At 67.9% G+C, this 12144-nt stretch carries 13 protein-coding genes; 6 read left to right on the top strand and 7 right to left on the bottom strand.

Going from position 1 to position 12144, the window contains the following annotated elements:
• Positions 1-64: 64 nt before the first annotated feature.
• A complete protein-coding gene (locus J2T21_RS10920; protein ID WP_307581340.1) occupies positions 65-1315 on the top strand; it encodes an MFS transporter in 1251 nt (416 codons plus the stop codon).
• A gap of 27 nt (positions 1316-1342) precedes the next feature.
• Here the strand turns inward: J2T21_RS10920 and J2T21_RS10915 are convergent, their stop codons facing one another.
• Positions 1343-1807: a hypothetical protein gene (locus J2T21_RS10915; RefSeq protein ID WP_307581338.1), complete on the bottom strand. Its 465-nt coding sequence runs from the start codon at positions 1805-1807 to the stop codon at positions 1343-1345.
• A 232-nt stretch (positions 1808-2039) separates the two neighbouring features.
• Between J2T21_RS10915 and J2T21_RS10910 the strand changes: the two genes are divergently transcribed.
• Positions 2040-2816, top strand: a complete 777-nt coding sequence (locus J2T21_RS10910) for a SurA N-terminal domain-containing protein (RefSeq protein ID WP_307581337.1) — start codon at positions 2040-2042, stop codon at positions 2814-2816.
• A 19-nt stretch (positions 2817-2835) separates the two neighbouring features.
• Here the strand turns inward: J2T21_RS10910 and J2T21_RS10905 are convergent, their stop codons facing one another.
• From J2T21_RS10905 to J2T21_RS10890, 4 genes are read right to left on the bottom strand one after another with little or no spacing between them, the layout of a single operon-like run.
• Complete coding sequence (locus tag J2T21_RS10905; RefSeq protein ID WP_373457920.1) at positions 2836-3522, bottom strand: GntR family transcriptional regulator; 687 nt, start codon at positions 3520-3522, stop codon at positions 2836-2838.
• Positions 3523-3563: 41 nt separating this feature from the next.
• The gene (locus tag J2T21_RS10900; protein ID WP_307581333.1) at positions 3564-5306 is read right to left on the bottom strand and encodes an ATP-binding protein; all 1743 of its coding nucleotides are present in this window, start codon (positions 5304-5306) and stop codon (positions 3564-3566) included.
• Positions 5303-6925: a 5-oxoprolinase subunit B/C family protein gene (locus J2T21_RS10895; RefSeq protein WP_307581331.1), complete on the bottom strand. Its 1623-nt coding sequence runs from the start codon at positions 6923-6925 to the stop codon at positions 5303-5305. Before J2T21_RS10895 ends, J2T21_RS10900 begins: the two co-directional genes overlap by 4 nt.
• Positions 6922-7680, bottom strand: coding sequence for a LamB/YcsF family protein (locus J2T21_RS10890; RefSeq protein ID WP_307581329.1), 759 nt, complete (start codon positions 7678-7680; stop codon positions 6922-6924). The genes J2T21_RS10895 and J2T21_RS10890 overlap by 4 nt, the downstream gene beginning before the upstream one ends.
• Before the next feature lie 208 nt (positions 7681-7888).
• Here J2T21_RS10890 and J2T21_RS10885 point away from each other — a divergent pair, with 208 nt between their 5' ends.
• Entirely contained in the window at positions 7889-8077 is a 189-nt protein-coding gene (locus tag J2T21_RS10885) for a hypothetical protein (RefSeq protein WP_307581327.1), read from the top strand.
• Between the two features lie 68 nt (positions 8078-8145).
• Positions 8146-8646, top strand: coding sequence for a DUF456 domain-containing protein (locus J2T21_RS10880; protein WP_307581325.1), 501 nt, complete (start codon positions 8146-8148; stop codon positions 8644-8646).
• A 16-nt stretch (positions 8647-8662) separates the two neighbouring features.
• On the opposite strand, the gene J2T21_RS10875 is transcribed toward J2T21_RS10880, so the two are convergent.
• Positions 8663-8920 (bottom strand): hypothetical protein, encoded by a 258-nt coding sequence (locus J2T21_RS10875; protein ID WP_307581323.1) that lies wholly within the window; start codon positions 8918-8920, stop codon positions 8663-8665.
• Between the two features lie 245 nt (positions 8921-9165).
• On the opposite strand from J2T21_RS10875, the gene J2T21_RS10870 reads away from it, so the two are divergent.
• Complete coding sequence (locus J2T21_RS10870; RefSeq protein WP_307581321.1) at positions 9166-9549, top strand: hypothetical protein; 384 nt, start codon at positions 9166-9168, stop codon at positions 9547-9549.
• A gap of 383 nt (positions 9550-9932) precedes the next feature.
• Here J2T21_RS10870 and J2T21_RS10865 read toward each other — a convergent pair whose 3' ends face one another.
• Positions 9933-10607 (bottom strand): TetR/AcrR family transcriptional regulator, encoded by a 675-nt coding sequence (locus tag J2T21_RS10865; protein ID WP_307581319.1) that lies wholly within the window; start codon positions 10605-10607, stop codon positions 9933-9935.
• A gap of 110 nt (positions 10608-10717) precedes the next feature.
• On the opposite strand from J2T21_RS10865, the gene J2T21_RS10860 reads away from it, so the two are divergent.
• Positions 10718-12142 (top strand): flavin monoamine oxidase family protein, encoded by a 1425-nt coding sequence (locus J2T21_RS10860; protein ID WP_373457919.1) that lies wholly within the window; start codon positions 10718-10720, stop codon positions 12140-12142.
• Positions 12143-12144: the final 2 nt, after the last annotated feature.

Genomic DNA, 12144 nt, shown 5'->3' with positions numbered 1-12144 from the left:
CGTGCACGGTTTCCTGAATTCTTCACCGATCCCCGCCGAACGAAAGCCAAGAGTACACATCCCGATGTCCCGCACGCCCAAGCCCTGGTTCCCCGCAGCACTGAGCCTGATGATGGTCGGCTGGGGCGCGAACCAGTTCGTCTCCCTGCTGGTGTACTACCGGCAGGAGCACGGCTTCTCCGAGGTCATGGTCACCTCGATGCTCGGCGTGTACGTGCTGGGCCTGGTGCCGGCGTTGTTGCTTGGCGGGCGCTATTCGGACCGGACCGGGCGCAAACACATCACCCTCTTTGCCGTGGCCCTGTCCATGGCGGCCAACGTGGCGATGATGGGCTCGATCTTCGGGGCCCTTCCGCTCTTTGCCGGGCGTCTCATGGCCGGCATCGCCACGGGCCTGGTGATGGCCGCCGCCACCAGTTGGGTCAAGGAACTGTCCCAGGCTCCGTGGGACCTGCACTCGGTGGCAGGCTCGGGAGCCCGGCGCGCCTCGTTGTTGACCAGCGCGGGATTCTGGTTCGGCCCGGTGGTCGGCGGGCTGCTGGCCAACAATGCACCGGCCCCGGCGATCCTCCCGTACGCGGTGCACATTGCCCTGTGCGTTCCGGTGCTCTTCGTGGTGGCCAGGCTGCCGGAGACCCGTGTCGCAGGACAAGCCAGCCATTCCAGCGAGGAGGCCCGGGTTGCCCATCCCGAGGCCCGCAAGCGGTTCCGGCTGGTGGTGGCGCCTGCGGCGGTGTGGGTGTTTGCCGCTGGAACCACGGGATTTGCCGTCGTTCCCGCCATCATCCCCGGGCTGGGGGAGGGCCGGCTGGCCTACGCCACGGCAGCGGTGGCCATCACGCTGGGCTGCAGCGTGCTGATACAGCCGCTGGCCCGCCGACTGGACACCGTGGTTTCGGCCCGCTCGCTGCTCACCGGCACCGTCGTCGTTTTCGTGGGCCTGTCCGCCTTGCTGGCGGCGATCCTTGTCCCGAGCCCGGCGCTGGGGCTGGTGGCATCCGCGGTGCTGGGCTGCGGAAACGGGCTGCTGATGGTCGGCGGGCTGCTGGAGATCCAGCGGCTGGCCGCGGCCCACGAACTGGGCAAGCTCACCGGGTTCTTCTACACGCTGGCCTACGTGGGCTTCCTCGCCCCGACCGCCGTGGCCGTGGCCGCGCAATGGATCGACGGCGCCTGGATTATGCTCGCCATGATGGCCCTGGCCCTGGTGTCCCTGGCCTTCATCGGGACGAACTCGCGCAGGTTCCTGCCCCACGCCCTGGAGCGGGTCGAACCGCTGCCGGTCGAGCATGGGCGCGAACAATCGACCCAATGACCCAGCTGGTGCCCGCTCGCCCACCGGTCACGTGGTGACCTGGAACCCGACGCAGGGCACGTCACAGGATGCACGGGCCGCCGACATGCCATTGACCCCGAGGTCGGCGACGCCCAAGCGGTTGTCGCGGCCGGTGTCGTCGCACCAATCCAGCCCATCCGGAATGGCCGTGATGCCGTAGGAACCCGGCGTGGTTCCACCGGGGATGCGCAGGTCGTGGGTGAACGCGCCGTCATCCGACATCGGAGCCAGCTCGGTGGGCACGACCTGCTGCTGGTTGTCGACGAGTTCGATGCGCACCTGGGCATCCTTGCCGTAGCCCGGGTTGCACGTGGCACCGGGCGCCGATATCCCCAGGGTTTCGCCCGGGGCAGCGACCGGGGATTCTAGGGTGTAGGCCGGCGGCATGCACGGATCGGACGTGTGGATGGGGGCGGCGCACCCGGCGACGGCCAGCACCGGGCCCGCGCCGAAGGCTCCGGACAGCAACACCCGGGCACAGCGTGCCGCCTGCACCGCCGCGATTGACGTCCGCCTCCTGGGCCCCAGCGTCCACGACCGGTGCACGAACCGACAGGCCGGTGGCAACAACGTTGCCTCATTGTTGGGCAGGGCCCGGGATGCTTGGAAACAGCCCCTGCCATCCAGCGCGCCACCGGGTGTCCAGCGACCGCCCTGTTTCGCCTGTTAGTGTTCCAAGGGTCGATCCAAATGCTGGGAGTTTATGTTGCAGAAAAAGTGGGTTCTTTCCATGGCCCTTGTTGCCTCGTTGTCGTTCATGACCGGGTGCAGTGCCACGGCCGAACCGGAAGCGGCTCCGGCCTCCAGCAGCGCGGCCGTTGAGGCAGCACCATCAGATGCCGCAAGCCCGACCCCCGACCTCGCCGGGGTCCCCGAGATCGTTGCCACCGTCAACGGCGAGGAAATCACCAAGGCCGACTTCACCCGGATCTATGAGGGCCAATTCGCCCAGGTCCTGCAGCAGGCGCAGCTCTCCGGGCAGGAACTCGACCAAGGGCAATTGCGCAAGCAGACGGCAGAAGGCCTGGTGAACACCGAACTGCTGATCCAGCAGGCGGCCAAAAAGAAGGTCTTTGCCACTTCCAAGGACCTTGACGCGGCTTTGGCGGACGTGGCCAAGTCCAACGACATGGATGCCAAGGAATTCCTGGCGACCATGGATGCCCAGGGCCTGAACGAGGACGCGGTGCGCGCGCAGTTGAAGACCCAGCTCGAGGTCGAGCGGTTGATCTCCAAGGAAGTGGGAGATTTCCGGCCCTCCGAAAAGGAAACCAAGGCCGCGTACCAGGTGGTGCTCGACCAGTTCAAGAAGCAGGCGACCACCGACAAGGACGCGACCAAGGATGCGCCCAAGGCACCGAGCTACAAGACGATGAAGCCCGAGCTCGAGCAGCAGCTCAAGCTCCAGAAGGAGGCCGCGGCGGTCAAGGACTACGTCGCGGTGCTGCGCAAGGACGCCAAGGTCACCATGAACATGTAGGACCGCCCGGCGGGGTGACTCAGTTTTCTTCGGAGGCGCCCAGATGCGAGAGCAACTCGGCCTCGGCGCGATCCAGGTAGCCGCGCAGCGCGGCACAGGCCTGCTCGCGTTGGCCCGCTTCCAGCAGCTCGACCAGCGAGGCGTTCAGCTCCACGTAGTGCGAGTGGAAGTCGGGGGCGTCCCCCATGGCATGGAAGACCAGGCGCATCTGCGCCAGAACCTTGGTCATGAGTTCCTGCAGGTGCACGCTGCCGGTGGCCCGGACCAGTTCCTCGTGGAAGCACTGGTTGGCATCGGCCATCTTGGCGATGTCTCCGTCCTCCAGCGCGGCACGCGCGTCCACGATGATTGCGGCCAGGGCCGCGACGTCCAGATCCGGCCCCCAGAGCACCGCGGCGGGCTCGATCATCCGGCGCACCGCATAGATCTCCCGCACGCCCTCGGGCCCGGGGGAGGAAACGAAAACGCCGCGGTTGGGGATGCGGGTGATGACCAGCTCGCGGTCAAGCACCGCAAAGGCCTCGCGCAGGGTGTTGCGCGAAACCCCCAGGGCGTTGGAGAGCGCCTGCTCGGAAAGCTTGGCGCCGGGCAGCAGCTGGCCCTCGGCGATCCGTGAGCGCAACACCGCGGCAACCCACGCACCGGTGTGCGCGTGGGTTGACCCCTCGACCAGGGGCAGGGACGATAACAAGGCGTTCACTGGCATCCTTTCAATCTAATCGAACCCTTCCGCGGAAACCGCAAGCGTTAAGCGATACTCCCGAGTGCTTCGCCGCGGGCGATCGCGGTCCCCGGTTCCTGGGTTCCGCGGCCGAACGTGCCGGCCCGGTGGGCGGTGATGTTCGATTCCATCTTCATGGCCTCGAGCACCGCCACGGTGTCGCCCTCGGCCACGGCGGCGCCGTCCTCGGCGACCCACTTGACCAGGTTTCCGTTCATTGGGGCGGCCAAGGTCGATTCGTCGGCCGCCGTCTCCATGTTCTCGGCTGCCGCGTCGAGGGCGGCACCGGTGCCGCCGTGGCGGATCGAGTCCACCAGCGAGGCCGGAAGGCCGATGTTCATGGCCTTGCCGTCCACCTCGATGGTGAGGGTCTCGCGCGCCGAGCCCGGCTCCGCCGCGGCGATCTCCGGGCTGGAAGCCAGCTCGTCGGCGAACTCGGACTCGATCCACGTGGTGTAGACCCCGTAGCGCTCGTTGTTGGCGAAATCGGCGTTGCGCACCACCGCACGGTGGAACGGCAGCACCGAGGGAACGCCGGCGATGACCATCTCGTCCAGGGCGACCTTGGCACGGCGCAGCGCCTGGGCGCGGGTGGCACCGGTGACGATCAGCTTGGCCATCAGCGAGTCGTAGTGCGGGGGGATCACCGAGCCGGTGCGCACGCCCGAATCGACGCGGATGCCCGAGCCGGTGGGGGCCTCGAAGCCGGTGATGCGGCCCGGGCCCGGCAGGAAGCCGCGGGCCGGGTCCTCGGCGTTGAGCCGGAATTCGAAGGAGTGGCCCGTGGGCGCCGGATCCTGCGTGATCGAGAGGGCGTCGCCGGAGGCGATGCGGAACTGCTCGGCCACCAGGTCCACGCCCGTGGTTTCCTCGGTGATCGGGTGCTCGACCTGCAGGCGGGTGTTGACCTCCAGGAAGGAGATCAGCCCGTCCGGGGCCACCAGGTATTCGACGGTTCCGGCACCGTGGTAGCCGGCCTCGCGACAGATGGCCTTGGCCGAGGAATGGATGGAGGCGCGCTGCTCATCGCTTAGGAACGGCGCGGGGGCCTCCTCGACGAGCTTCTGGTGGCGGCGCTGCAGCGAGCAGTCGCGGGTGCCGACGACCACGACATTGCCGTGGGTGTCGGCCAGCACCTGGGCCTCGACGTGGCGGGGCTTGTCCAGGAAGCGTTCCACGTAGCACTCGCCGCGGCCGAAGGCCACAATGGCCTCGCGCACGGCGGAGTCAAAGGCATCGTCGATTTCCTCGAAGTTGCGCACGATCTTGATGCCGCGCCCGCCACCGCCGAAGGCAGCCTTGATGGCCACGGGCAGCCCGAATTCCTCGGCGAAGGCCCGGACCTCGGCGCCCGATGCCACCGGTCCATCGGTGCCCGGCACCAGCGGGGCGTTGGCGCGCACGGCGATCTCGCGGGCGGTGACCTTGTTGCCCAGTGCGCGGATCGAATCGGGGCTCGGGCCGATCCAGGTCAGCCCGGCGTCCATGACCGCCTGGGCGAAGTCGGCGTTCTCGGCCAGGAAGCCATAGCCCGGGTGCACCGCGTCGGCGCCCGAGCGGGCGGCGACGCCCAGGATCTTGTCGATGTCCAGGTAGGTCTCGGAGCTGGCCGCGCCGTTCAGGGCGTAGGCCTCATCGCTGCGGCGCACATGCAGGGCGTCGGCGTCGGGGTCCGAATAGACGGCCACGGAAACCAGGGATGCGTCGGCACAGGCGCGGGCAATGCGGACGGCGATTTCCCCGCGGTTGGCGATCAGTACTTTTTTCATGCGTGGTTTCCTTCGTCGGTGGGGGTGCCGGATGGGTTGGGGTCAACGAGTTCGAAGCGGATTCTGGCCCCGGGCGGCAGCTGCGCCGCGGCGGGCAGGTCCTCGGCAATGACCCCGGCGATGACCGGGTAGCCGCCGGTGACCGGGTGGTCTGCCAAAAAGAGCACCGGCAACCCGGAGGGCGGGACCTGCAGGGCGCCGACGGCGACGCCCTCGGAAGAGAGCTCGCCGGTCCGGATGCGTTGCAGCGGCTCGGCGTCCCGTCCCAGCGCGAGCCGGACGCCGACGCGGTTGGATTCGGCCGAGACCGTCCAGGCCTGGCCGGTGAGCCGTGCCAGGCCCGCTTCACCGAACCAGTCCCCGCGGGGGCCCTCGCTGATGCGCAGCGTGTAGATGCCCTGGGCGTCGGGAACCGGCAGCGGGGACGGCTCGGGATTGCCCACCACATGGGCCCCGTGGATCGCGCCGACCGGCAGCCGGGTGCCCGCCGTGAGCGCGGCCGGGCCGATGCCGGACATCGAGTCGGTGGAGCGCGAGCCGAGCACCGATGCCACAGCGATCCCGCCGCGCACCGCCAGGTAGCTGCGCAGCCCGTTGCCGCCGGGCTCCAGCCTCAGCACCTCGCCGTCAAGCAGCGCAAAGGGCGTGTCCATGGGGATCTCGCGCTCCTCATGGAACTCGTCCCCGTCCACCGGGTCCACGCGGATGGTGGCGGTGGCGCCGGAGACCGCGATGACGGCGTCCCCGTGGGCACGCAGGCTCATGGCACCGAGCAGGTTCTCGATGACGGCCTCGGTGGTGCGGTTGCCCACCAGCCGGTTGGCCTGCGCGGCGGAGGCGGTGTCCGCGGCGCCCGCCGCCGACACGCCCAGCTCGCCGTAGCCGGGGCGACCCAGGTCCTGGATCAAGGACTGCAGCCCGGGGTCCAGGATTTCGAGCGTATTGCCGGTGGGGGGCGCGGGGACGGCGGCGGGACGTGGCGCCGTGGCCAGCCTCAGGCTGGTGCGGCTCGGGACGAAGCGCACCCGGTCCTGCGGGCGGATCAGTGCAGGGTTGTCGCGGTCCAGGTCCCAGAGCACGGCGTCGGTGTGGCCGATCAGCTGCCAGCCGCCGGGGGACTGGCGCGGGTACACGGCCGAGTAGTCCCCGGCCAGGGCGACGGCACCGGAGGGCACGACCTTGCGCGGGGTGGAGCGGCGCGGAACGTTCAGCACCTGGTTCACGCCCAGCAGGTAGGCGAAGCCCGGGGCGAAGCCGCCGAAGGCCGCCCGCCACCGCTGCTGCGAATGGGCGTTGACGACGCCCTCGACGCTCAGCCCGGTCAGCTCCGCGACCTCGGCGAGGTCTTCCCCGTCGTAGTGCACGGGCACTTGAACCTCGGTGCCGGCGTTGTCCGGGGCGGCACCGAGTTCCAGGGTGCGCACGCTGGCGGCGATCTTCCGCGCATTGGCCCAGGAGTCTGCCTTGATGAACACGGTGCTTGCCGCGGCCAGCACATCGAGTTGCCCGGGCAGCGGGCTGGCCCCCAGCAGTGCGTCCAGGGCCAGCACCGAGTCGAGGTCGGAGAGCTCCACGAGCACCGACCGGGTTCCGGCGAAGCGGGTGGCGATCACGCTCATGCGAAGCTCTTGATGGTGACGCCGGCGGATTCCAGGCCCGCGCGCACCGCGGCGGCCATGGCGACGGCCCCGGCGGTGTCCCCGTGCACGCAGATGCTCTCGGCGTCCATCGGGATCACCGTGCCGTCGATGGCGACGATGGTGCCCTCGGTGGCCAGGCGGATCATGTTGGCGGTGACGGTTGCCGGGTCGTGCAGCACCGCGTTGGGCTCGAGGCGCGAGACCAGCGTGCCTGCCGGGGTGTAGTTCCGGTCGGCGAAGGCCTCGGCGACCGGGCGCAGGCCTGCGGCCTCGGCCTTGGCCAGGGCGAGGGAACCCGGCAACAGCAGCACCGGCAGATCGGAGCCGAAGGCGCGGATGGCATCGATGACGGCCTGGGCATGTCCCTCGTGGTGCACGATGGCGTTGTAGAGGGCCCCGTGCGGCTTGACATACTTGATGGTGGAGCCGGCGGCGCGGGCCATGGCCTCGAGCGCGCCGAGCTGGTAGAGCACATCGTCGGCCAGTTCGGTGGGGGAGCAATCCAGGAAGCGGCGGCCGAAGCCGGCCAGGTCTCGGTAGCCCACGTGTGCGCCGATGGTGAGGCCCGCGGCAACCGCGTTGCGGCACGTCTGCGCAATGACGCTGGGGTCGCCCGCGTGGAAGCCGCAGGCAACGTTTGCCGAGGATACGGAGGTGAAAATGGCGGCGTCGTCGCCCATCACCAGGTTGCCGAAGGATTCCCCGACGTCGGAATTCAGGTCGATGCAAGGCATTTGTGACCCCCGTCTCGTGTTGTTGTTACGTTAAGAATGCACCATCAACGCAGATTGTTCAACAATCTTTCGCTGCTGGTTTCCCCGCCGCCGACTTTCGTCCCCGCGATTCGTCGTGGCACATCCGCCGATATGGCGCCTAGGATGGGAAAACACAGGCAGCGGTGCCACCAAGCGGGTATCGCACCGATCCAAGGGGAGTGGACAGATGAGATTCATTTTCGAAGTCGACATGGGCACCGAGGCGATGAAGCTGGACCCCGAGGCGGAAATCTCCCGTGCGCTGCGCTACTGGGCCGGGAACCTCAAGAACTACCCCATGGATCCGGGTGCCGGCGAAGACATCTACGACAGCGAATACAAGCCCGCGGGCAGCTGGGCCATCGTCGAGGACTGAGCCGCTTTCCTGCCCCGGGTTCGGCGCGCCCCTCCGCGCCGGGCCCCGCGGATGCCAGACTTGCACTTGTGGATATCCAAATCATCACCACCGTTGTTGCCGGGTTGCTCCTGGCGGTCGCCGTCGTGGGAACCATCGTTCCGGTGCTTCCCGGAAGCCTGTTGGCCATCGGCACGCTGCTGGCCTGGGGCTGGATCCTGGGCAGCCCTGCCGCCTGGTGGTGCGCAGGGATCGGCATGGGCCTGGCGCTCGCCGGCTGGAGCGCCTCGACGGTGCTCACCGGCCGGAACCTCAAGCAGCAGAAGATCCCGCGCGGCTCCATTGCCCTGGCCATCGCGCTGGCCGTGGTGGGCATGTTCGTCATTCCCGTGCTGGGACTGTTCATCGGCTTCGCATTGGGGCTGGTGCTGGGGGAATACGGGCGGCGCAAGGATTTTACCGCCGCGTTGCGGGCCTCGGGATCCGCGCTCAACGCCATGGGGATCGGCGTCCTGGTCGAATTCGGGTGCGCGGCCATGGCCTCGTCGGTGTGGATGATCGGTGTGATCGTGCACTTCACCACGCGCTGAGCCAGGGCGGCCGGGCTCAGGCCGGGTCCGGCCCGGCCAAGCGGATCAGCGCCACCGTTCTTTCGCCGCGTCCAACGTAGGTGAATTCGGCGCAAATGGAAGCCGTTCTGCCGGCCGCGTGAACCTGCGCCCACCGGAGCGCCTCATGGACGTCGTCGGCGGCGACCAACCGCCACTCGTCGCCTGCGCCGTTTTCGTCCCGGAAATCCACCCGGTGGACCGGCTGCGGGTCCTCTTCCGATACGCAGCGCGGGTCGACACCGGTGGCGATCATCGTCCACGCCTGGCCGCGCGGCAGCGGAGCCGCCGGGGGCCGGTCCGGTCCGGGGCGTTTGGACGCATTGTGCCGCCGGCCACGGCTTTTGCGCGGCCCAGGCCACAACACCCTGTGAGCTTGCCAACCGAAAGCGCATAATAGCGCACCCGGGCGCAAAAGCACACGTAATCTTGGTGCTACAACGAACGAGTCTTGGGCGGGTGCTGATTTCTTTCCCCGCGAGCTGAAAAAAGGGGTAGGGAATGCGGTTGCTGCACAAGGCAATGCCACTGGGCGAAGACATCTTGCTGGCACGTCACGGCTCGAACATCGTCGAGATGACCCAGGACCGCAAGAACAACCTGACCCGCGCCCGCCTCGTCGACGGCAGTATCGACACCGCCTCGAACTTCCTGGTGAACCTCAATGCCATGGCCGCGGTCACCCCCGCCGAGCGTTTCGGCAAGGTTGCCGGCGACTACACGGCGGACCGGCTTCCGGTCAGCCGCCAGGAAATCCGGTTCATGGCCAAGCTCACCGGCATCTGGGCCGTTGCCTCGACCGCCTTCATCGGCGCAATGGGCTGGGTCATTTTCAACTACGGTGATCCGGGGTCCCTCGGGGGCCTCATGGGCACCTCGTTCTAGGGGCGACCCGCCCTTCCTGCTTGCAGCCCCGTCGCGACGCGCCTTTCCCACAAGGTGTCGGACCAACGGGGCTTTTTTGCGCCCGCACAACACCCGGGCAGCGCCTTGGCGCCTGCGGAACGAGAAGCGCCCGATGACCCGGCCAATGGGCAGCACCGCGCCCAGGGAAATCCACAACGGAGCCTTCAAGTCAAGGAACAGCAGCCCGATGCGGACCCGCTGGCGGTTCCGCAGGACGAAGACCGGCACCGCTACGGCAGCAACGATCGCGACCCGGTTCTTGGCGGTCACCCGCGAGAGGAACCGCACCACGGTGTTCGTTCCGGTTCCAGGGGCTTCGCCCGTGGAGCCAGCCTTTCGCGGATTCGCGGCTTGACGGTCGGCTATGTGGTCCGGGAAGTTGCCATCAGGCCGTTGACGATGGCGCGCAGCCCGGCGTGGAACGCGGCGTCGGCACTGTTGCGCCCGGTGGCCCGCTGCGCCTCCAGGGCGCCCTCGAAATTCGGGATGCTTCCGGCATTTTCCCCGGGATCGAAGATGTCCAGCGGTGCGGTGGCATCGAGGGCCGAGCCGAAGATGAATGATTCCAGGGCCACGATGGCGGGAATGATGTCTTCCTGCCTCCAGCCGGCGCGGGTGAACCCGGCCGCGACCTTTTCATACATTTCCAGCGTGCGCGGGGACCCCGAGACCGGCAGCACCGCGATCAGCGGGATCAGCGGCGCGTGCCCCGCGAAGATGTCGCGGTACGTCACCGCCCAGGCCGTGAGCGCCTCATCCAGCGACAGGGTCTCGAACACGGTCGAATCGACCCCGTCCATCACGATTTCCTGGATCCACTGCATGATCTCCTGCTTGGACTCCACGTGGTTGTACAGCGCCGAAGGGGAGACCGACAGCGACTTCGCCAGTGCAGACATGGTCAGGGTGGAGTATCCGCCCTCGACCACGAGCTTCAGCGCCGCCCGCGCAATGAGCTCCCGGTCCAGGACCCCAGACCTCGGGCGCCCGGCGCGGCGGCGCGGCGCGGCGGTGGAAGATGCTGGTTCTTGCTTCAAGTTCCGCTCCTGACGTGGCCCACTTCACAATACTGCACAACATGGCCTACCATGGAACCAGTCTAGTAAATGAACGACATTCATTTAGAACACCGGAAGAAGTGGACATCATGACAACCCTGGATCGCGACGTCGTCATCATCGGAGCCGGCCCCTCGGGCCTGACCGCAGCCTTCGAGCTGCGCAAGGCGGGAAAGACCGTCGCAGTGCTCGAGGCCCGCGACCGTGTCGGAGGCCGCACCTGGACCCAGGACATGGACGGGGCCACCATCGAGATCGGCGGCCAGTGGATTTCCCCGGACCAGACCGGCCTGTACTCGCTGATCGAGGAACTGGGCATCGAGACCTTCGAGCGCTACAAGGAAGGCGCCTCGGTCTACATGGCGGCCGACGGCACCCGCACCGTCTACACCGGCGCGGACTTCCCGGTGGCCGAATCCACCGTCGCCGAAATGAACAGGCTCATCGCCGAGATGGACCGCCTCACCGCACAGGTCGACCCGGACGCTCCGTGGGAGCACCCGCAGGCCGAAGAGCTGGACATGATCTCCTTCCACCACTGGCTGCGCACCCTCTCCGACGACGAGGTGGCCTGCAACAACGTCGGCCTGTTCATCGCCGGCGGCATGCTCACCAAGCCGGCCCACACCTTCTCCGCGCTGCAGGCACTGTTGATGTCATCCTCCGCCGGCTCCTTCACCAACCTGGTCGACGAGGACTTCATCCTGGACCGCCGCATGGTCGGCACCATGCAGGGCGTCTCGATCGCCGTGGCGCAGCGCCTGGGCACCGACGTCTACCTGAACAACCCGGTGCTCAAGCTCGACTGGTCCGAGGAGGGCGTGACCGCCCACGGCGCCGACGTGAGAGTCAATGCCAAGAAGGTCATCGTCGCCGTCCCGCCGAACCTGTACTCGCGCATCTCCTACAACCCGCCGCTGCCGCGCCGCCAGCACGTGACCCACCAGCACCAATCCATGGGCCTGGTCATCAAGGTCCACGCCGTCTACGAGACCCCGTTCTGGCGCGAAGAGGGCCTCTCGGGCACCTGCTTCGGCCCGACCTCGATCGTGCAGGAAATCTACGACAACACCTACCACGGGGAAGGCACCGGCACCCTGGTTGGCTTCATCTCCGACATGCAGGCCGACGCGATGTTCGAGCTCCCCGAGGCCGAGCGCAGGGAAACCATCCTCAAGGACATGGCCACGTACCTGGGGCCCAAGGCATTGGAGGCGAAGGTCTTCTACCTCTCCGACTTCGCCGCCGAGGAATGGACCCGCGGCGCCTACGCCACCAGCTACGACCTGGGCGGGCTGTTCCGCTTCGGGCCCGACCAGAACAAGAACGTCGGCCCGATTTACTTCTCCTCCTCGGATCTGGCCGGCGAGGGCTACCAGCACGTGGACGGCGCCGTGCGCATGGGACGGCGCACCGCCGCCCGCATCGTCGCCGCCGTGGACGGCACCGACGACGACCCGGGGTACGACGGAGTCATCTCCAAGTTCGGCACCCTGACCTCGATGGACGCCTAGGT

The sequence above is a fragment of the Paeniglutamicibacter psychrophenolicus genome, from assembly GCF_030812255.1.
Taxonomy (GTDB): domain Bacteria; phylum Actinomycetota; class Actinomycetes; order Actinomycetales; family Micrococcaceae; genus Paeniglutamicibacter; species Paeniglutamicibacter psychrophenolicus_A.
The sequence above is the reverse complement of the archived record's forward strand: the minus strand, read 5'-3'. Positions and strand labels throughout refer to the sequence as shown.